At 64.5% G+C, this 19,387-nt stretch carries 18 protein-coding genes; 13 read left to right on the top strand and 5 right to left on the bottom strand.

Translation table 11 applies throughout. The annotated features are described in order from the left end of the window. Nucleotides 1–38: 38 nt before the first annotated feature. The gene (locus tag EN818_RS16180; RefSeq protein WP_095806733.1) at nucleotides 39–2,075 is read right to left on the bottom strand and encodes an NADH:flavin oxidoreductase; all 2,037 of its coding nucleotides are present in this window, start codon (nucleotides 2,073–2,075) and stop codon (nucleotides 39–41) included. A gap of 113 nt (nucleotides 2,076–2,188) precedes the next feature. Here EN818_RS16180 and EN818_RS16185 point away from each other — a divergent pair, with 113 nt between their 5' ends. From EN818_RS16185 to EN818_RS16210, 6 genes are all read left to right on the top strand, one after another. Continuing rightward, nucleotides 2,189–3,109 (top strand): LysR substrate-binding domain-containing protein, encoded by a 921-nt coding sequence (locus tag EN818_RS16185; RefSeq protein ID WP_095806732.1) that lies wholly within the window; start codon nucleotides 2,189–2,191, stop codon nucleotides 3,107–3,109. Nucleotides 3,110–3,394: 285 nt separating this feature from the next. Beyond that, nucleotides 3,395–3,574, top strand: coding sequence for a hypothetical protein (locus EN818_RS16190; protein ID WP_129553533.1), 180 nt, complete (start codon nucleotides 3,395–3,397; stop codon nucleotides 3,572–3,574). Between the two features lie 265 nt (nucleotides 3,575–3,839). After that, nucleotides 3,840–4,175, top strand: coding sequence for a hypothetical protein (locus EN818_RS16195; RefSeq protein ID WP_245420374.1), 336 nt, complete (start codon nucleotides 3,840–3,842; stop codon nucleotides 4,173–4,175). A gap of 197 nt (nucleotides 4,176–4,372) precedes the next feature. Beyond that, nucleotides 4,373–5,551 (top strand): M24 family metallopeptidase, encoded by a 1,179-nt coding sequence (locus tag EN818_RS16200; protein ID WP_095806731.1) that lies wholly within the window; start codon nucleotides 4,373–4,375, stop codon nucleotides 5,549–5,551. Continuing rightward, nucleotides 5,538–6,734, top strand: a complete 1,197-nt coding sequence (locus EN818_RS16205) for an amidohydrolase (protein WP_245420373.1) — start codon at nucleotides 5,538–5,540, stop codon at nucleotides 6,732–6,734. Before EN818_RS16200 ends, EN818_RS16205 begins: the two co-directional genes overlap by 14 nt. A gap of 73 nt (nucleotides 6,735–6,807) precedes the next feature. After that, nucleotides 6,808–7,521: a DUF2161 family putative PD-(D/E)XK-type phosphodiesterase gene (locus EN818_RS16210; protein WP_095806730.1), complete on the top strand. Its 714-nt coding sequence runs from the start codon at nucleotides 6,808–6,810 to the stop codon at nucleotides 7,519–7,521. Here EN818_RS16210 and EN818_RS16215 read toward each other — a convergent pair. Continuing rightward, the gene (locus tag EN818_RS16215) at nucleotides 7,444–8,511 is read right to left on the bottom strand and encodes a dienelactone hydrolase (protein WP_135904787.1); all 1,068 of its coding nucleotides are present in this window, start codon (nucleotides 8,509–8,511) and stop codon (nucleotides 7,444–7,446) included. The genes EN818_RS16210 and EN818_RS16215 overlap by 78 nt on opposite strands. Before the next feature lie 138 nt (nucleotides 8,512–8,649). Here EN818_RS16215 and EN818_RS16220 point away from each other — a divergent pair, with 138 nt between their 5' ends. The 7 genes from EN818_RS16220 (at nucleotide 8,650) to ugpC (ending at nucleotide 16,062) form a co-directional block, all read left to right on the top strand. After that, on the top strand, nucleotides 8,650–9,672 hold the full coding sequence (locus EN818_RS16220; RefSeq protein ID WP_095806728.1) for an AraC family transcriptional regulator: 1,023 nt from the start codon (nucleotides 8,650–8,652) through the stop codon (nucleotides 9,670–9,672). A gap of 129 nt (nucleotides 9,673–9,801) precedes the next feature. Next, on the top strand, nucleotides 9,802–10,533 hold the full coding sequence (locus EN818_RS16225) for a FadR/GntR family transcriptional regulator (protein WP_095806727.1): 732 nt from the start codon (nucleotides 9,802–9,804) through the stop codon (nucleotides 10,531–10,533). Beyond that, nucleotides 10,530–11,732 (top strand): PLP-dependent transferase, encoded by a 1,203-nt coding sequence (locus EN818_RS16230; RefSeq protein ID WP_135904789.1) that lies wholly within the window; start codon nucleotides 10,530–10,532, stop codon nucleotides 11,730–11,732. The genes EN818_RS16225 and EN818_RS16230 overlap by 4 nt, the downstream gene beginning before the upstream one ends. A gap of 27 nt (nucleotides 11,733–11,759) precedes the next feature. After that, on the top strand, nucleotides 11,760–13,037 hold the full coding sequence (locus EN818_RS16235) for a sugar ABC transporter substrate-binding protein (RefSeq protein WP_095806725.1): 1,278 nt from the start codon (nucleotides 11,760–11,762) through the stop codon (nucleotides 13,035–13,037). Between the two features lie 182 nt (nucleotides 13,038–13,219). Then, nucleotides 13,220–14,143, top strand: a complete 924-nt coding sequence (locus tag EN818_RS16240; protein WP_095806724.1) for a sugar ABC transporter permease — start codon at nucleotides 13,220–13,222, stop codon at nucleotides 14,141–14,143. Further along, on the top strand, nucleotides 14,143–14,991 hold the full coding sequence (locus EN818_RS16245) for a carbohydrate ABC transporter permease (RefSeq protein ID WP_095806723.1): 849 nt from the start codon (nucleotides 14,143–14,145) through the stop codon (nucleotides 14,989–14,991). Before EN818_RS16240 ends, EN818_RS16245 begins: the two co-directional genes overlap by 1 nt. A gap of 3 nt (nucleotides 14,992–14,994) precedes the next feature. Then, on the top strand, nucleotides 14,995–16,062 hold the full coding sequence (gene ugpC / locus EN818_RS16250) for a sn-glycerol-3-phosphate ABC transporter ATP-binding protein UgpC (protein WP_095806722.1): 1,068 nt from the start codon (nucleotides 14,995–14,997) through the stop codon (nucleotides 16,060–16,062). A 1-nt stretch (nucleotide 16,063) separates the two neighbouring features. Here the strand turns inward: ugpC and EN818_RS16255 are convergent, their stop codons facing one another. The 3 genes from EN818_RS16255 to EN818_RS16265 are packed head-to-tail and all read right to left on the bottom strand — an operon-like array spanning nucleotide 16,064 to nucleotide 19,228. After that, nucleotides 16,064–16,915, bottom strand: coding sequence for a TIGR01459 family HAD-type hydrolase (locus tag EN818_RS16255; RefSeq protein ID WP_095806721.1), 852 nt, complete (start codon nucleotides 16,913–16,915; stop codon nucleotides 16,064–16,066). Continuing rightward, nucleotides 16,912–18,183 (bottom strand): FGGY-family carbohydrate kinase, encoded by a 1,272-nt coding sequence (locus tag EN818_RS16260; protein WP_095806720.1) that lies wholly within the window; start codon nucleotides 18,181–18,183, stop codon nucleotides 16,912–16,914. Before EN818_RS16260 ends, EN818_RS16255 begins: the two co-directional genes overlap by 4 nt. A 4-nt stretch (nucleotides 18,184–18,187) precedes the next feature. Continuing rightward, nucleotides 18,188–19,228 (bottom strand): class II aldolase/adducin family protein, encoded by a 1,041-nt coding sequence (locus EN818_RS16265; RefSeq protein ID WP_095806719.1) that lies wholly within the window; start codon nucleotides 19,226–19,228, stop codon nucleotides 18,188–18,190. Between the last annotated feature and the right edge of the window lie 159 nt (nucleotides 19,229–19,387).

The raw sequence follows: 19,387 nt of genomic DNA on the forward strand, positions 1-19,387 counted from the left end.
CAAAAACTACCGAACCTCGCCGCCAGTGCAGTGGGTGATCACACCAGCGCCATCAGGCGGTAGCCTTCGAGGACGGCGGCGTGAATGTTGCGGCTGGCGACCGCATCGCCGATCCGGTAAAGCTGGAATCTTCCCTCGGGGTTTCTTGAAACGGTCTGAGGCATGGCCGCCACAAGAGATTTATGGTCCACCTCGCCGCGGTTGATGGAGTGGTCTTTGAGGCCGAAATAGAGTTCGTCCAGCGGTGTCGTGCCGTACTCCACCACAACGTGGTCGGCTTCCTTCTCAATCCGCCGCTTCGCATATTCGTCCTCGAAGATTGCCGCAATCTTGTTGCCCCTGCGTTCGAGCCGTTCCAGGCGCAGGTTGAGGGTGATCCTGGCGTTGGCGGCGTTCAAGGCCCGGAGATAGACCGGATAGTTCGTCGCGCCGATATCCGGCGCCAACGTCCGCTCAGGCGTCACAAGCTCCAGATCGACGCCGGTCGCGGCGATGAACTCCGCTATGGTCATGCCCTGGTGAGAACCGTTGCTGTCGCAGATGAGCACCGATCCCGTCGGCGTGACGGCGCCGCTGAGCACGTCCCAGCTTGTCGTTGCGAGATCCTCGCCACCGCTCAGCAGTTCGAGATTGGGTATGCCGCCGGTCGCGGTGACGACGTAATCCGGTTGTTCCGCCAGAACGTCGTCCACGCCTGCATAGTGATCGTATTTGATTTGCACCCCGAGCCTTGCGCACTCTTCCAGCCGCCAGTCGATGATCCCCATGATCTCGCGTCGGCGCTTTAGGGCGGCTGTAAGCACTACCTGACCACCGGCCTTGGAACCCGCCTCGAAGACCACGACCTCGTGGCCTCGCTCGGCGGCGACGCGTGCCGCCTCCAGGCCACCGGGACCCGCACCGACAACCACGACCTTCTTCCGGCCGTTGGAGCTTCGGCCGACGGTGTGCGAGAGGGTTTCCTCACGCCCGGTTGCGGCGTTGTGGATGCAGACAGCCTGCCCGGAATAGATGGAGTCGATGCAGTAACCCATGCCGACGCAGGGCCGGATCTGATGCTCGCGTCCCTCGATGAGCTTGTTCGCGATATGCGGGTCCGCCATGTGCGCGCGTGTCATCGCAACCATATCCAGCTTCCCGCTCGCAATGGCATGGCGCGCCGTTGCGACGTCCTGGATCCGGGCGGCGTGGAAGGTCGGCAGGTTGATCTGCGAGCGCACGTAACCGGCGAAATCGAGATGGGGCGCCGACGGCGATCCCATCGTCGGAATGACCCGGCTCAATCCCTCGTCAGTGGCAGCCCGGCCGCGAATGACGTTGATGAAGTCGATCATGCCGTCTGCATTCAACCTGCGGGCGATCTCCACCCCTTCATCCGCCGAGAGGCCCTTTTCCCATTGCTCGTCGCAGACCATTCGCACGCCAACGACGAATTCACGTCCGATCCTGTCGCGGATTGCCGACAGGATGTCGCGCACCAGCCTCATGCGGTTGTCCAGCGAGCCGCCATACTCATCCTCGCGCTTGTTGGTTCCTTTCGACCATGACTGGGCGATGATGTGCGAGGCGCACTCCAGTTCGAGCCCATCCAGCCCGGCGTCTCTGACGCGCTCCGCGGCGTCCGCGAACGACTTGACGAGCCGTTCGATATCCCAATCCTCCATGGCCTTGGGAAAGCTGCGGTGCGCTGGCTCCGGAATGGAGGACGGAGCAATCATGGGCAGCCAGTCAGCTTTGTTCCAATTCGTCCGGGCGCCCAGATGCGTCATCTGGATCATGACGGCTGCGCCGTGCTCGTGAACGTCGTCGGCCAATTCGCGGAGCCATTTCACGCAATCGTCCCTGTGGAGTTGGATGTTCCCGAATGCCTGGGGACTGTCGATGTCGACCACCGAAGAGCCGCCGATCATCGTCAGGGCGATGCCGCCCTTCGCCTTCTCGGCGTGGTAGAGGCGGTAGCGATCTTTCGGCAGGCCTTCTTGCGTATAAGCCGGCTCATGGGCGGTCGACATGAGTCGGTTGCGAAGCGTCAGGTGCTTGAGCTGCAAGGGCTGAAGAAGCGGATCAGTTGACACTCTGGAATCTCTCTGATCGGATTGTTGGCAGGAGCGCTCGAATGGTGGCCTTCGATCACATCAAAATTCCGTCGCGGCCGGGTTGGGTAAAGAGCAATTAGATTCATGGACGTATGAGCCACGACCGCCGCACGATCCGCCATTCAGTCCCTTCGCTGCACGGTTTGATTTTGTTCGAGGCGGCAGCGCGCCATCTCAATTTTTCCACCGCCGCCAGCGAGCTCTCGATAACCCAGCCTGCGGTCAGTCATGGCATCAGGCAGCTGGAAGTGACGCTCGGCCATCCATTGTTCGTGCGCGAGCACCGTACGCTCAGCCTTACCACCCAGGGCCTGCGCCTGTACGCGGCGGTGGCAAGCGGCTTTGGCACCATTTCCGAGACGCTCGCGGAGATTTCCGGTTCGGCGCATCGCGACAAGATCGTTGCCAGCGCTTCCACGGTTCTCGCCACCGAATGGCTGCTTCCGAAGCTGGCGGGGCTTCGGCAGGAGCATCCCAATCTGCAGATCGAGATCCGGTGTCTTGATCGCGACCCGGAGCTCGCATCGTCCGGGATCGATATTCACATTCGACTGGGCGACGGCAACTGGCCTTTTTGCAGCAGCACCCAGTTGTGGGCCGAGCAGATTGTTCCGGTGTGCAGCCCGGCGTTTCTCGAACGTCACGGACCGTTCGGGTCTGTCGCGGAATTGCTGTCGCATCCGCTCATCCACTATGTCGACCCTTACCGATTGAGGATTGGCTGGGCCGAATGGTTGCGAGCTCTTGAATTGCCGGTGCCGGCGAATTTGCCCGTCGCACTGGAGGTCAACGATTCGCTCTTTGCCCAAAAAGCGGCCGAGATGGGCGAGGGGATTTCGCTGGGCTGGCGACCGATCGTCGACCATGCGCTTGCTGCCGGACGGCTTGCCATTGCTTTTCCCCGGACGTTGGAAACGGGTCGTCACCACTATGCCGTGATCGCTTCGGGTCCTGGAATCAGAAGAGCCGTAGCGCAGTTCAGGGATTGGCTTTCGGCAAGATCTTCCGCCTGAAGCCAGGCCGGCATCGCGCCGGAGCGGATGCTCGCCAAACACTTTCCGTGACGGTGGGGGCGTTGCTGAACCGGCGGCCGTTGGTGCGCCCACGCTCATACATGCATGAATCGAATTGCCCTTTACCGGGCCGACGGCGGTCGGAATGCTGGTCCGAGCGACGCTTGTTTTCGAAATCGTGCATACCCTCAAAACGGCCGAACATCGTCGAGGGGAACGGTTTCACCTGGACAAGCGCAAGCACGCCATTCGTGCCTAGACCGCACGCCAAGCCTGGATGATGCAATGACCGCTCTCGACATTCCCGCAAGCCGCCGTCGCGGCGGGCGCTCTTCAGTTATTGCCGCACGGAGCGGCCACCAGCCAAAACCCGTGGCGGCCGGCACTTTCGTCGAACAGCCGCCAGCGGCCCCCAAACGAAACTGCTATCTGTTTTTCATCGCGTCTGACGTCGGCGAAACTTGAGTTTCGCGACCGAGGGATGCTATACAATTGAAGTACACTATGCGCGATATGCGCAGCTAAGCGTTGTTGTTGTTACATTTCGCAATTGGGTTGGTCTCGATTGGCTCCGGCACACAGACTTTCTTCTCTGACGCTTGGTTTTGCGACATTCGCGCTCGTTGCCTGCCAATCGGCCTCCGAGACACCACCACCTCCTCCGTCCCAACCTCCGTTGGCTGCCGTTGCGGCCCCGGCTTCCCCGGATACGGCGGTGCTGGATCAATCCTTGACGGTCACTCCTCCCGGCAAGGGCGTTCCGGCCAAGTATGCCGCGTTTTCAGGCATATGGGCCGGACGGCTGGATGGATTGTATGAAGGCAAGCTCGCCGTGCTGACGGTGTCTCCAGGCGGGCAGGCGACGGTAAGCTACGCCTGGGGCGACGTGGCCGAGAACAAGCCGGGGGTCGCCGACGGCGCCGGCAGAATTGTCGGGAACACATTGAAGCTCGGGCGCCTTCCGAACGGCGCCGACGCCACCTTCACCATGCTGCCCGATGGAACTTTGGCCGCCACCTATGCGCTTGCCGGCCAGACTTTTAAGGGCCAGTTCGCAAAGCAATAGGCAGAACTCTCCTGATGCAGGCGGACCAGAATTGTGCAGCGGTTCTGGGACAACGGCAAAAGCGCGCCGTCTGAATCCGTGTCAGCGCGACGCGCTTTGGCGCATGGCCCCCTCGGTTTGTCGGTCATGGTTCAGCACGCTCGCCGGGCTTCGCTTTACTGTCGAGCGAACTTCCGCCGGCCACAGGACGAATCCGCATGATCCAATTGCCTTTTGCGCTTGCCGAGTATCGAAGCAGGCTTGCCGCCATCCGCGCCGAGATGGCGCAGCGCGGTCTCGATCTGCTGATCGTCAATGACGTTGCCAACCAGCACTACATCACCGGTTACGACGGCTGGTCGTTCTATACGCCGCAGGTGGTCCTGGTGCCGCTTGGCGACGAGGAGCCGGTCTGGATCGGCCGGGCCATGGACGCGGCGGGCGGGCTGCTGACGGCCTGGATGAAGCCGGAGAATGTCGTCGGCTTCCCTGAAGACCATGTCCAGCGCCCGGACCGCCATCCGATGGACTGGATTGCCGGCTGGATCGACAAGAAGGGCTGGGGGCGCGGCAATATCGGCATCGAGCTCGAGGCCTATTACTATTCGCCGAAAGCCCATGCCCGCCTGACCGCCGGCCTGCCCAACGCGATGTTCCACGACGCCGACCTCCTGGTGAACTGGATCCGCAGTGTCAAGTCGGAGGCCGAGATCGCCTACCTGCGCAAGGCCGCGCGCCTGGCCGAGGCGGCGGTCAGTGCGGCCTATGAGGTGATTGCGCCGGGCGTCCGCGAATGCGACGCCATCGCCAAGATCCAGGCGGCACAAATAGCCGGCTCGCCGGACTTCGCCGGCGACATCACCGCTTTGCCGCCGACCATCCTTGGCGGCGAGAACGCCTCGGCCCCGCACATCATGTGGAGCGACCGCCGCTTCGGCGAGAACGAAACCGTCGCGCTGGAACTCGCCGGTGTCGTGCGCCGCTACGCCGCCGGTCTCGCGCGCACGCTTCAGCTGGGCGCCATGCCCGCCAAGGTCGGCGACACGGGCAAGGCCGTGCTGGAAGGGATGGACGCCGTGCTCGCCGCGATCAAGCCCGGCGCGGTGGCGGAAGACGTCGAGGCAAGCTGGCGCAAGGTCATCCAGCGCTACGACCTGAAGAAGGAGTCGCGCATCGGCTATTCGATCGGCGCCGCCTATCCGCCCGACTGGGGCGAGCACACGATCAGCCTGCGCCAGGGCGACAAGACCATCCTGAAGCCTGGCAACGTGCTTCATTCCATTCTCGGCATGTGGATGGACGGCTGGGGCATCGAAATCAGCGAAACGATCTTCGTCACTGCCAATGGCTGCGAGACGCTGACCAGCTTCCCGCGAGAAATCCATGTCAAGCGCTGAAGCCGGCAATGGCTTGATGGACCCCGCTCTGGAGCGCCGGATGATCGAGATCCGGCGCCATCTCCACCGCAACCCGGAGCTCTCCAACGAAGAGCGCGAGACGCAGGCCTATCTCAAGCATGCGCTGGAGGAAGCCGGATTGCATGGCGTGAGGCCGGTGGCCGGCTTCGGTCTCGCCGTGGAGATCGTCGGCACGGCGGCGCCTTCGAACCGCAAGGTGGTGATCCGGGCCGACATCGATGCGCTGCCGATCACGGAAGCCTCCGGCGTGCCGTTCAGCTCCGAGCGTCCAGGCGTCATGCATGCCTGCGGCCATGACGCCCACGCGGCAATGGGCTATGCTGCCGCCGCTATGCTGGAGCGCCAGAAGCAGTCCTTCAGCGGCACGGTGAGGATCATCTTCCAGCCTGCCGAGGAGGCGGAGCCGCTGGGTGGTCGGCGCGTCGTGGCGGAAGGGCTGCTCGACGATATCGACGCCGCGATCGGCATCCATGTCGATCCTTACACCACGACGGGCAAGATCGCGGTGGGCCCGGGGCCGTATACCCTCGCCTGCGACACGTTCGACATCAGGGTGACCGGGAGTTCCGCGCACGCGGCCAAGCCGTCGGAGGGCGTCGACGCCATCGCCGTCGCCTGCTCGATCGTGACGGAGCTGCAGAAGGTCGTCTCGCGCGAGATCGATCCCTACGATCCGCTGGTCGTCTCCATCACCGGCATCGAGGGCGGCGGCGCCTATAATGTGATCGCGGCCGAGGCCAGGTTGAAAGGCACGATCCGCAGCGGCCACGAGGCGACCCGCCAGTATGCTTGGAGGAGGCTGCGCCAGATCGTCGAGGGCGTGGCGGCATGTCATAACGCCAGCGCCGAGGTGAACCTGCAGCGCGGTGAGCCGCCGGTGATCAACGACCCCGACATGGTCGAGATCATCCGCAAGGCTGGCGCCGATCTGCTGGGACAAGAGGGCGTGGTCGGCGCGCCGGGCTGGACCGCCGCGGACGATTTTGCTTTCTACAGCGAGAAGTGCCCGTCGGTCTATTTCCGGCTCGGCATCCGTAACGAGGAAGCCGGCGCGGTCTATCCGCTCCATCATCCGCGCTTTCGCGTCGACGAGGCGGCGCTCTCCATTGGGGCTACCCTGCTTTCCGCCGCCGCCCGCGACTTCCTGCGGCCGCCCTCATGAATCGAGTTTCGTCCAGCCTCACCTGATCGCTTCAACCTGTGCCGGGTGAAGGCGAATCGGCTATGCCTCTGCAATGCAGGAGACGTCCCTCTACGCCCCGGTGAAGCGCTTCCTCGAGAGCCTCGACTTCACCGTCAAGGGCGAGATCGGCGGCTGCGACGTCGTTGGGCTGCGCGGTGGTGAGCCGCCGGTGGTGGTCATCTGCGAGCTGAAGCTGCAGTTCAATCTCGAGCTCGTGCTACAGGGCGTCGATCGCGCGGCGGCCTGCGACGAGGTCTGGCTCGCTGCTCGCATGTCGGCGCGCGGCAAAGGTCGCGAGCACGACCGCCGTTTTCGCGCGCTTTGCCGGCGGCTCGGCTTCGGCCTGCTTGGCGTCGGCGGCAAGGGCGAGGTCGAGCTGCTGCTCAGCCCCGCAGCCCTGCCGCCACGGCGCGATCCGCGACGGCGCTCGCGTCTGGTCGAGGAGCATCAGCGCCGCAAGGGCGATCCGGCTACCGGCGGCAGCACGCGAAAGCCGATCATGACCGCTTACCGGCAGGAAGCGATCGCCTGCGCCGCCGCCATGGCCGACGGCCCCAAACGGCCGCGCGATCTGAAAAGCATTTCAACACGCGCGGCCAGCATCCTGCTGCACAATTATTATGGCTGGTTCGCCAGGGCCGAGCGCGGCATCTACGCGCTGACCGAAGCCGGCCACGCCGCCATCCAATCACATCGGGTCCTTGAAGGCTCGCTGCAGGTCGCTCCGTATCAGGCCGACCAGCTCGGCGTGAAGGTCGGCGCGTGACCGGCTGCCGCCGTCGGCGCAGATCGGGTCGACTTCACCGGATTCCTTCAGCAGTTCGGCGCCGCCCGGCTTGCATTCCTGCAGGAAGCTGAAGTGGATTGCGCCCTTGACGGTGGCATAGGTCCCGCGCGGCGTCAGCGCCGCCAATTTATCGGCAATCACCCCGTCGGGGATCGTGTCGGCGCTGCCCAGATTGATGAAATCCATCGGGATCGTGACCGCCTTCAGGCTTCCGGCATCGTAAGCCAGGGCAAGGCCGGGATCGATCAGCACGGCCGATTTGACGCGGGGGTCGAGGTTTGATTGATCGAAGCGTGTCTTGTCGATCGTCCGCAGGTCGAGCTTGTCGACATGCACGACCACGTCGTTGAGATAGCCGATGCCGCCGGCATACCAGGCGCAGTCCCATTTCTTGTATTCGTCGCAATATTGGGCATAGGCGTCGAGGCTGGCGCGGGCGCCGGCAATCTCCATCGGCGCCGCGCCGCCGAGCGAGAAGCCAAGGACACCGATCTTGCCGCTGTCGACGGCGCTGCTCCAGGTCGGGTCGGTCGTCATCGTGTCGATCACCGCGGAAAGGTCCTGCGTGCGTTCCCACACCTTGGGCGTGTTGACTGGGGTCGAGTCACCGCTGGTCGTGCCGGGGTGATTGGGACCGGCGACTATAAAGCCCGCCCTGGCGAGTTCCGTTGCCAGCCAGGCCATTCCCTGGACACGGCCGCCCGACCCGTGCGACAGCACGACGAGTGGAAAGCGTCCTTTGACGAGCGGCGCATTCTTCAGGGCCGGCACGCCCTTGAATACCTTGTTGTCGCCCAGCAGAACGGCTTCGCCGCCGGCCTCGGCCGGATACCAGACAAACACCTGGAGGTCGCGGCCGCGTTCTGGCGCGGCCACGAAGATTTCGCGCATGCCGATCTCGGCAGCCTGGCTGGCTGCGGAGAACGCGACTGTAAGCACTACCGCGGAAAGCAAACGGGAGAGTGTCATGAAAACCTCGCTCGGTTGAAAAGACCGGCGATGATTTGCCGATAATGTCCCTAAGCTGCGTCCTCGATCGCGATCGAGGTCGTTCTCGATCGCGATCTGGGCCATTATCCGTGCCTCCCGATTTGTCTCGAGACTGCCGTGATTTTCGTTCCTCTGCCCTTCGTCGTCGCCCTGCTGCTGCTGATCCTGCTTGTCAGGATCCTGCAGGGCGAGCAGTCGTCGCAAGCCAACCGTCCATTCCTGGCCCTTGTGGGGTTGTGCGCTGTGCAATCTATCCTCGTCGGCTTGCGCTGGGGCTATGATGTCCTGGATTTGCGCTTTTTGATGCCTGTGGTGGCGAGCTGCCTGCCGCCGCTGGTCCTGGCGAGCTTTCGCAGCTTGATCCATCACGATGCGGCGGAAGCGGACGGTGTCCGCTGGCTTCATGCCGCACCCCCGGTGGTCATCGTCGGGCTGTTGCTGCTGGCTCCCGCGTTGATAGATGCTGCCTTGATCGTGATCTTCGTCGGCTACGCATTGGCTGTGCTCAGCCTTGGCCGCGCCGGCCCGGACGCGCTGGACGAGGCACGCTTCGACGGCGCAATAGCCGCGCATCGCGCGCTCGTCATCGCAGCCGCATCGCTTTGTCTGTCGGCCCTGTTCGATTTGGTGGTGCTCCTGGATTTCGAATGGAGCAGGGGCAAGAACGCGGCCTTCCTGGTCAGCAATGCGAACCTTCTCGGTCTCTTTCTCTTCGGTATCACTGCCATTGTCGCTGCCCGCGCACGGGCAACTCCGATGCCTCCCATCGAAACTGAGGCCGCATCCATCGCCGCGCAGGATCGCGAGGTCCTCGACCGCATAGACAAGCTGCTGGTCGAGCAGAAACTCTCGCGCGACGAAAACCTGACCTTGTCGCGCCTGGCGCGGCGCGCTGGCGTTCCGGCCCGCCGCATATCCGGCGCGGTCAACCGGCTCGCCGGCAAGAACGTTTCGCAATACATCAACGATTTCCGCGTCGCCGAAGCCTGTCGGCTGCTGCACGAAACCGACCTGTCCGTGACGGCTGCGATGCTGGAATCCGGCTTCCAGACCAAATCGAATTTCAACCGCGAGTTCCGGCGCGTTACCGCGCTCAGCCCAGCCAACTGGCGCGAGAAGGCGCGGTCGGCGGCGACCTGACCGGTTCAGCCGTGACCGATCTGAACTTCACGGTCACTACATCAGGTGACGACTCCAGAAAAAATGATTGACTCATGTCGTAGTGCGTGCAGAAATTGGTTGGACCATTGAACCACTTTAGGTTTTGGCGTGACCGATCTCCTGCCGCCCATCCAGACCACGGCCCGCGACGACGCGGTGCTCAAGGCGTTGGCGGGCTTCGTCAGGCAGGAGGCCCTTGGCCCGGGTGAAAAGCTGCCGACCGAGCGCATCCTGGCGGAGCGTCTCAAGGTCAGCCGCAACACGGTGCGCGAAGCGCTCACCCGCTGGGAAGGGTTGGGCCTGGTTGAGCGGCGGCAGGGCAGCGGTACCTATCTCAAGGCGGCCGTCTCGCCCGATATGTTGCACATGCCGCTGACATTGGCCGGCGGCAATGATTTCGCCGGCCTGATGTCCACGCTGGAGATCCGCCGCGCGCTGGAGGCCGAGGCCGCCGCCCTTTGCGCCGTCCGCGCCGGCAAGGCCGAGATCGCAGAGATCGAACGCAAGCTCGACATCATGGAAGAGGCCTTCCACACCCGCGCCGGCATGTCGTCGGAGGAGGACTGGGAATTCCATCAGGCGGTCTTCCGTGCCTCGGGAAATCCGCTGTTCGAGCAGATCATCGCCGCCATGTACGAGATGTTCCACCGCTTCTGGGAACATCCGCTCGGCGTGCGCGACTTCGGCCATGCCAGCTTTCCCTATCACCGCACCATCTTCGACTGCATCGCCGCGCACGATCCGGACGGGGCCCGCGACGAGGCGCTGAAGCTCATCGCCACCGTCGAGGACGACCTGAAGCGCGGCGCCGCCAACCTCAAACTTTCGGACCGCAGATGAACGAGCACCCGACCGGTTTCGACCCGGCTTCTCTGGCCAGCGACTATCTCGGCGAGGCCGCCACGCTTCTCGCCCATGACGATCCGTTTCCCGGCGGGGCGGTGGTGCCGCCGATCTACCAGACGTCTCTGTTCACCTTCGACAGCTATGCCGACATGGCCGACACCTTCGCCGGCCGTCGCCGCCAGCCGATCTATTCGCGCGGCGACAATCCGACGGTGATGGAGTTCGAGGCGCGTGTCGCGGCGCTCGAAGGCGCCGAGGCCGCGCGCGGCTTCTCAAGCGGCATGGCGGCCATCAGCGCCACGGTGCTCGCCTTCGTCGGCGCCGGCCAGCGCATGGTTGCCGTACGTAACTGCTACGGCGATGCCTACCGGCTGTTCGAACGGCTGTTCCCGCGCTTGCAGATCAAGGTCGACTATGTCGACGGTTCCGATCCCGACGCCGTGGCGGCGGCGCTTCCCGGCGCCAAGCTGCTCTATCTCGAAAGTCCGACCTCGATGATGTTCGAGTTGCAGGACATCGCCCATCTGACGCGGCTGGCGAGGGAACAGGGCATCGTCACCACCCTCGACAATTCATGGGCCACGCCTGTCTTCCAGAAGCCGATCTCGCACGGTGTCGATCTGGTGCTGCATTCGGCTTCGAAGTACCTCGGCGGCCACAGCGACACCGTTGCCGGCGTGGTGGCCGGCTCGGCCGCGCATATCAGGCACATCAACGAGCAGACCTATTCCTCGCTCGGCGGCAAGCTGTCGCCTTTCGAGGGCTGGCTCTTGCTGCGCGGGCTGCGCACGCTGCCGCTCAGACTGCCGCATCATATGAAGAGCGGGCTCATGCTGGCCGAGCGGCTGAAAGCACATGGCAAGGTTGAGCGGGTCAACCACCCTGCCTATTCCAACCATCCCGGCAAGCAGACACTTGCCGGCTATGCCGGGCTGTTCTCCTTCGAGGTCGCCGAGGATGTCGACATTCCGGCTTTCGTCGATGCGCTCAGGCTGTTCCGCATCGGCGTCAGCTGGGGCGGCCACGAAAGCCTGGTCGTGCCGGCAAAGGCTTCGCTCGAGCAGACGCCGGGTCTCAATTCGATGGCGCGCTTCGGCGTCAGCCCCCGAACCATCCGCTTCAATGTCGGGTTGGAGAATGTCGAGGACCTCTGGACGGACATCGCCCAGGCCTTCGACAAGGCAAGAAGATAACCAGAGTACAAAATGGGAGTTTCGAACATGAAAAGACTGACATTCATGCTTGCCGCCGTTGCCGGCCTGGCGATCTCCGCCGGGGCCGCGCTGGCCGACACCACCATTAAGATGGTCGAGGTCATCACCAGTCCGCCGCGCACCGAATTCCTGAAGAAGCAGATCGCCGAGTTCGAGCAGGCCAATCCCGGCATCAAGGTCGAGCTCGTCTCGCTGCCCTGGGGCCAGGCGTTCGAGAAGTTTCTCACCATGGTCCAGGCCGGCGACACGCCCGACGTGGTCGAGATGCCGGAACGTTGGATGGGCCTCTACGCCAACAACGGCCAGCTCGAGGATCTCGGCCCCTACATGGCCAAATGGGACGACGCCAAGACGCTCGGCGACCGCGCCAAGCAATTCGGCTCTACCGTCAACAACACGCAGTTCATGATCCCCTACGGCTACTATGTGAACGCGCTGTTCTGGAACAAGAAGCTGTTCAAGGAAGCGGGTCTCGACCGTCCGCCGGCAACGCTCGACGAGTTCGTCGAGTTCTCCAAGAAGATCTCCGCCATCCCCGGCAAATACGGCTACTGCCTGCGCGGCGGCCCCGGCGCCTTCAACGGCATGCACATGTTCATGAACATCGCCGACGGCAAGGGCGGCTATTTCACCGAGGACGGCACCTCGACCATCAACGACGAGGGCTCGGTCAAGGGCCTGCAGATGCTGGCCGACATGTACAAGAACGGCCTGGCGCCGAAGGATTCCGTGAGCTGGGGCTTCAACGAGACGGTGACCGGTTTCTATTCCGGCACCTGCGCCATGCTCAACCAGGATCCCGACGCGCTGCTGGGCATCGCCGACAAGATGAGCGCCGACGACTTCGCCGTGGCGCCGTTGCCGGTCGGACCGAGCGGCAAGTCCTACCCGACCTTGGGCTATGCAGGTTGGGCTATGTTCGCCAACTCCCAGCACAAGGAAGAGAGCTGGAAGCTGATGGCGACGCTTCTGTCGCCCAAGGACAATCTGGAATGGGCAAAGGAAGTCGGGGTCGTCCCGATCCACAACGGCGCCGACCAGGACGCTCACTTCAAGACCGAGCAGTTCAAGGGCTGGTTCACCGAGCTGAGCGACAGCTCCAAATATGAAATGGTGACGCCGCCGACGCATCTGGAAAACCTCGGCAACTTCGTCGACCAGGTGGCGATCAAGAACTTCCAGGAAGTGCTGCTCGGCCAGAAGCCCGCCAAGCAGGTGGCCGACGAATGGGCGGCGTTCCTGACCAAGGAGCAGCAGGCCTGGCTGGCGAAAAATAAGAAGTGACGCCCACTCTGCCTTCTCCCCGTTCAACGGGGAGAGGTGTCACGAAGTGACGGATGAGGGGCAGCGCCGAGTTCCGAGAAGCTGGCTCCGCCCCTCATCTGCCTGCCGGCATCTTCTGCCCGTGAACGGGGAGAAGGGCGCTGTCGTCTGCGCCGGCACCCACTACTTACCGCGAGCACCGCATGACCTACGCCGTGTCCGAAATCCGATCCGCCGCCAGGCCGCGCAACAAGCGGCTGAGCAAGGCGGCGATCGAGCCTTGGCTCTATCTGTCGCCGGCAATCGTCCTGCTGGTCGTGGTGCTCCTGGTGCCGCTGATCATCGGCATCGGCTATTCGTTCCGTAAGTTCTCTGCCTTCAAATCGGAATATGTCGGCCTCGGTCAGTATGAGGCGATGCTCTCCGACGCCGTGCTCGGCCAGGCGCTGGTCAACACGCTGTGGTGGACGGTCGCCAGCCTGTTCTTCCAGTTCTTCCTCGGGCTCGGCCTGGCGCTGCTGCTCGACAAGCCGTTCCATGGCCGCAGGATAGTGCAGGCGGTGGTGTTCCTGCCCTGGGCGGTGCCCTCCTTTCTGTCGGGCCTCACCTGGGCGTGGCTGTTCAACCCGATCATTGGGCCGCTGCCGCACTGGCTCTTCGCGCTCGGGCTGAAGGCCGAGCCGACCAATGTGCTGTCCGATCCCGCCACCGCCATGTGGGGGCCGATCGTCGCCAACATCTGGTTCGGCATTCCCTTCTTCGCCATTACGCTGCTGGCGGCGCTGAAGTCGATCCCGTCCGAATTGCACGAGGCCGCCGCCATCGACGGCGCCTCGCCCTGGCAGCGCTTCACCAAGGTGACGCTGCCTTTCCTGGCTCCGACCATCGTCATCACCGTCATGCTGCGCACCATCTGGATCGCCACCTTCGCCGACCTCATCTTTGTCATGACCGAGGGCGGACCGGCGGGCTCGACCAGCACGGTGCCGGTCTACATCTATGTCAGCGCCTTCAAATCGCTGGATAAGGGCTATGCCTCGGCGGTCGCGGTGCTGCTGCTGGTGCTGCTGATTGCTTATGCGATCGGCTTGATCGCCATCCGCCGCACGTTGGTGAGGCACGTCTGATGATCGCCGGACGCTCCACCTCCTCGCGCATTGCCGGCGGCATCGGTCTCTACGGCGCGATTGCCGCCTACGTGATCTTCGCGCTGTTCCCGATCTTCTGGACGCTGAAGATCTCGGTGACGCCGGAGCGGCTGCTCTACTCCGAAGGCATCACCTTCTGGCCGTCTGAGATGACGCTGCGCAACTTCGACACCGTGCTCGAAGCCTCCGACTTCCCGCGCTATTTCCTGAACAGCGTCATCGTCTCGGTATCGACGGCGGCACTGGTCACCGTCATCGCCACGCTGGCTGGCTACGCCATGTCGCGCTTCGCCTTCCGTGGCAAGGCTACCTTGGCCATCCTGCTGCTGCTGACCCAGACCTTCCCGCTCGTCATGGTCATTCCGCCGATCTATCGTATCATGGGCGATCTCGGCCTCACCAACAGCCTGACCGGCCTGATCATCATCTACACCGCCTTCAACACCGCCTTCGCCACCTTCCTCATGCAGTCCTTCTTCGACGGCATTCCGAAGGATCTGGAGGAGGCGGCGATGATCGACGGCTGCACGCGTGCCCAGGCGATGCGCCGGGTGATCGTCCCGTTGACTTTGCCCGGCATGGGCGCGACGCTCGGCTTCGTCTTCACCGCCGCCTGGAGCGAGTTGCTGTTCGCGCTGATGCTGATCTCCAGCGATGAGCAGAAGACCTTTGCCGTCGGCCTGCTCACCTTCATCGGCAAATTCGCCGTCGACTGGGGGCAGATGATGGCCGCCTCGATCCTGGCGCTGATCCCGGTCTGCATCTTCTTCGCCTTCCTGCAACGCTATCTCGTCACCGGCCTCACCGCCGGCGCGGTCAAAGGATAAAAGATGGCTTCCGTCACCCTGCAACATGTCGAGAAGGATTACGGCGCGCTGCGCATCCTGCACGGCGTCGATCTCGAGATCGCTGACGGCGAGTTCGTCGTCCTCGTCGGTCCGTCCGGCTGCGGCAAGTCCACGCTGCTGCGCATGATTGCCGGGCTTGAGGAGGTCACCGGCGGCGAGATCCGCATTGGTGAGCGCCTGGTCAACGACGTCGCGCCGAAAGACCGCGACATCGCCATGGTGTTCCAGTCCTACGCGCTCTATCCGCACATGGACGTCTCCTCGAACATGGGCTTCAGCCTGATGCTGAAGAAGGCCGAGAAGACCATGATCGATGGCAGGGTCGGCGCCGCGGCCAAGCGTCTGGGCCTGGATAGCTTCCTCGGCCGCCTCCCGCGCCAGCTCTCCGGCGGCCAGCGCCAGCGCGTCGCCATGGGCCGCGCCATCGTGCGCGACCCGAAAGTGTTCCTGTTCGACGAGCCGCTGTCGAACCTCGACGCCAAGCTGCGCGTCCACATGCGCGCCGAGATCAAGGCGCTGCACCAGCAGCTCAAGACCACCTCGGTCTATGTCACCCACGACCAGGTCGAGGCGATGACCATGGCCGACCGTATCGTCGTCATGCATGACGGCTATGTGCAGCAGGTCGGCCACCCGCTGGAGCTCTACGACCGCCCGGCCAATGCCTTTGTCGCCGGCTTCATCGGCTCGCCGGGGATGAACTTCCTGCCGGCCAAGGTCGCCAAGGGCGGCAAGGTCGATGCGGTGCTGGCCGACGGCCACAAGCTCAGGCTGCCGGACGGCCTGCCATTGACGGATGGCGATGCGCTGACCGTCGGGCTGCGGCCCGAGCATATCAAGCTGATCGACGACGGCGCCCTGAAGGCCGAGGTCGAGGTGGTCGAGCCACTGGGCCTCTCGACGCAGTTCTATGTCAGGCTGGCCAATCAGCAGGTCTGCGTCTTCGTCATGGGCCGCAGCAATGTCAGGCCGGGCGACACCGTGCGGCTGTCAGCCGATCCGGCCGCGCTGCATCTGTTCGACCCGGAAAGCGGCGCTCGCATCGGATAGGTCAGCGCCAGCGGAAGGCGTCGAGAGTGTAATCGGGCCACGCGCCAAGCTCTCGGTACAGTCCGGCCAGATCGCCGCTATCGGCCAATATCCCGGACAAGACCAGCACGGTCGCCACGCCTGCACCGGCCCCGCCTGCGATGTCGTGCTCGATGCTGTCGCCGACGCAGACAATGTTGTCGCGCGCCGGATTTCCGGCCGTCCCCAGCGCCGCTTCAAAGATCGCCGGGTAAGGCTTGCCGATGCGGCTGACGCTGCCGCCGAGGCGCTCATAGAGGCCGGCGATCTCGCCGGCGCCGAAACGCGGGCCAACCGCGGTCAGCATGATCCGGTCGGGATTGGTGCAGAAGCACGGCACCCGCCGCGCTGCGGCCGGGCCAAGCAGCGCGCTGTAATGATCGAGATCGTAGCGATCGCCCTCGCTGGCCGAGAGCAGCACCAGCTCCGCGTCGTCGCCGCTGTCGGTTACGGTCAGGGGGAGGCCTTCGATTGCCGAACGGTCGCCGTCGCGGCTGACCAGCAGGCATCTTGTGCCGGGCTTCAAGGCGCCCGAGCCCACCATGCCCTTGAACCTTCGCCAGGCCACCTCGCCGGACGACACGAAATGGTCCCAGCTCCCGGCCTCGAAGCCGAGCTTGAGCAGCCGCCGCTCGTTGGGCGCCGCCCGCTTGCCGGAATTCGAGATCAGCACCACCGCCTTGCCGGCGCGCTTCAGCGCCGACAAGGCTTCGACCGCGCCGGGATAAGGCTCTCTGCCGTCATGCAGCACGCCGAACTGGTCGAGCAGGAAGACCCCGTAGCGTTCGGCCAGCGCTGCGATCCCGTCGAGATGTTTGGCCTGTTTCGCGCTCAAAGCAGCCCCGCTTCCTTTGCGCCCATCAGGGCCAGCCGCGCGGTGCCGGCGGCGGCTTCGTTTGAGAGCGCGGGCAGGAAATCGACTCCGAGCTTGCGCCGTCGGATCGCGGTCCAGGCGGCATTTGCGGCGCCCCCGCCGACGCTGCGCACCGAGGTGAGCTTCGGCGCGCCGAGTTCGGCAAGCCTCCGATAGCCGAGCGCCTCGATGGCCGCGATGCCTTCCAGCATCGCCTTGAGATAGTCGGCGTCGGATGCCGGCCTCGGCAGCAGGCGCGGCTGCAGCGAAGGATCGGCAATTGGGAAACGCTCGCCGGGTACCCCGAGCGGATAGTAGTCGAGGCCGGTCTGGGTTGCGGGATCGATCGCGGCGCTGAGCTCGACGATGCGGTCCAGCGTGAAATGCTGGGCAAGAACCTTGCCTCCGGTGTTCGAGGCGCCCCCCGCTAGCCAGGCGTCGCCCAGCCGATGGCTGTAGATGCCATAGCGCGGCGCAAAGATCGGCCGGCCGGACAGGATCTTGATGGTCAGCGACGATCCGAGCGCGGTGACACCCTCGCCCACGCCTGTGGCGCCCGTCGCCAGGAATGAGGCGCAGCCATCCGTGGTGCCGGCAACAATCGCCACCTCGCGCGGCAGCCCGAACAGGTCGGCGGCGGCCGTAAGGGTGCCGGTGACGCTGCCCGGCCTGACGACCGCGGGCAGCAGCGCCATGCGCATGCCGGTCGCCGCGATCCAGTCTGGCCAGCGTCGCGCCTCGGCGTCATAGCCGGTCTTCAGGCTGTTGTTCTCGTCGCTGACGTCGAAACGGCCTGAGAATTGCCCGGCGATCCAGTCGCCCTGGTGAAGCACGGCATGGACGCCGGGCAGCCGCTGGAACCAGAGCGCCTTGGCGAGGCCCGATGTCGCCCCATGCGCGGCGCTTGTTTCCGGCGCCCAACGGGCGATCGCGGCGAGGACCGCGTCGTCCGGAACCCTGTCGTTGTACATCAGCGGCTCGGCCAGCGGCAGCCCGGCGCCGTCGACCGGCAGCAGGGTGCCAGACGTGCCGTCGACGGCGATCGCGCGCACCGCCGCGCGGTCAATGCCGGAGAGCAGCTCCTTCAGCGTCGCCTCGACCGCGGCCCACCAGACGGCGGGATCGCGCCCGTTCGCGCCGAAGCGTTCGAGCGGTGCTGCGGCATGCGCTGCTATTGAAAAATCCGGCCGCATCGCGACAGCCCGCGACCCGGAGGTGCCGACGTCGATGCCTATGGCAAGCGGCGCCATGCGCCTAGCCCGCCGCGTTGAGTTTCTGGCGATACTGCTCGGCATCCCAGTTGATCAGTTCGTCATTCTCGGCGGCGGTGAGGTAATTCAGCCGCGCCGTGATGTCGATCCGGACAGTCACGTCGGCAAGGCAGCGCTGCATGGCGTCCGCGCCCGAGCTGGCGTCGCCGCGCATCAGCACGCCGGCGCCGGGAAAGAGGACCGCGACCGGGTCTTCGCCCAGCCGCGCGGCGACATCGGCAACCTGCTCGCCGGGTCTTGCCAGCACCGAGCCCTGGCCGAGGAAGATGACATGGTCCGGATAGAGGCTGCCGGCTTCGGCCATGCGGCAGCTGTCCACGTCGAGCGCCACCGCATGCGCCTCGGCATCTGCCGGCAATCTGTAGCCGCTGTCTCCGGCAAGCGCCGTCAGGGCCTCGACATCCGGTCTCGCCATCACTCGCGCCGGGCGCGCCAGAAGCGACCTGACCCGATGCAGCAGACGCTCCGCCTCGGCCACGGTCTCGGCGGCCACGACCAGCCCGTGATTGCCGAGGATCAGCACGTCGACTCCGGGCCGGAGCCGTTCGGCAATGCCCTGGGCAAGCGGCAGGCCCGGCCGGCGATAGGGAACATAGGCCCATTCGATGCCCTCGAGACGCCGCGCGGCCTCGCTTTCACAATCGGCCTGGACCGCGAGCGAGATGGTATCCACGCAATGGACATGCAGCACGACCCGCTGCGGCATCAACGCGTGCACCGTGGTCTCGATCGACGGGCGCAGCCCGCGCGGATTGAGCGCATCGATGGCGAAGGCCTGCGGCTTGTCCGCGGCCGGATCGTGCCGTTTGACGGCCTCGATCAGCGGCGTCATCGCCACCGGCACCATGATGTCGTCGGATAGGGCATCCTTCAGCCAGGTTCCGGAAGCCTTGATCCACAGCGTATCGCCGGCTTTCAGCGAAGTGTTGCCGCCGGCCGCCTGGGTCAGATGCGGATTGCTGCCGATCCTTGCCGAAAGCGCCCGCAAGGCGGCCAGTTCCTGCGCGTCAGCTTCAGTCGCCATGGCGCTTGTCCTCCGATGGCTTGATCGGGTCCGGCATCATCTCCCGTCGGGGAGCGTTCGGCGCTGATATCGCAGATGCGAGCGACTTACGTCAACAGTGATCTAGTATCGTCAAAATAACTTGCATTCCGCCTGGTGTTGAGTAAGTTGCGCCAATTG

Origin of the sequence: Mesorhizobium sp. M3A.F.Ca.ET.175.01.1.1 (assembly GCF_004791945.1) — a bacterium.
Classification (GTDB): domain Bacteria; phylum Pseudomonadota; class Alphaproteobacteria; order Rhizobiales; family Rhizobiaceae; genus Mesorhizobium.

Excerpts from the sequence above, each read along its gene's own strand:
- EN818_RS16200 (WP_095806731.1), top strand. The coding sequence starts at position 4,373 with ATGATCCAATTGCCTTTTGCGCTTGCCGAGTATCGAAGCAGGCTTGCC.
- EN818_RS16260 (WP_095806720.1), bottom strand. The coding sequence starts at position 18,183 with ATGGCGCCGCTTGCCATAGGCATCGACGTCGGCACCTCCGGGTCGCGG.
- EN818_RS16185 (WP_095806732.1), top strand. The coding sequence starts at position 2,189 with ATGAGCCACGACCGCCGCACGATCCGCCATTCAGTCCCTTCGCTGCAC.
- EN818_RS16240 (WP_095806724.1), top strand. The coding sequence starts at position 13,220 with ATGACCTACGCCGTGTCCGAAATCCGATCCGCCGCCAGGCCGCGCAAC.
- EN818_RS16245 (WP_095806723.1), top strand. The coding sequence starts at position 14,143 with ATGATCGCCGGACGCTCCACCTCCTCGCGCATTGCCGGCGGCATCGGT.
- EN818_RS16230 (WP_135904789.1), top strand. The coding sequence starts at position 10,530 with ATGAACGAGCACCCGACCGGTTTCGACCCGGCTTCTCTGGCCAGCGAC.
- EN818_RS16265 (WP_095806719.1), bottom strand. The coding sequence starts at position 19,228 with ATGGCGACTGAAGCTGACGCGCAGGAACTGGCCGCCTTGCGGGCGCTT.
- EN818_RS16190 (WP_129553533.1), top strand. The coding sequence starts at position 3,395 with ATGACCGCTCTCGACATTCCCGCAAGCCGCCGTCGCGGCGGGCGCTCT.
- EN818_RS16215 (WP_135904787.1), bottom strand. The coding sequence starts at position 8,511 with ATGACACTCTCCCGTTTGCTTTCCGCGGTAGTGCTTACAGTCGCGTTC.
- EN818_RS16210 (WP_095806730.1), top strand. The coding sequence starts at position 6,808 with ATGCAGGAGACGTCCCTCTACGCCCCGGTGAAGCGCTTCCTCGAGAGC.
- ugpC (WP_095806722.1), top strand. The coding sequence starts at position 14,995 with ATGGCTTCCGTCACCCTGCAACATGTCGAGAAGGATTACGGCGCGCTG.
- EN818_RS16205 (WP_245420373.1), top strand. The coding sequence starts at position 5,538 with ATGTCAAGCGCTGAAGCCGGCAATGGCTTGATGGACCCCGCTCTGGAG.
- EN818_RS16235 (WP_095806725.1), top strand. The coding sequence starts at position 11,760 with ATGAAAAGACTGACATTCATGCTTGCCGCCGTTGCCGGCCTGGCGATC.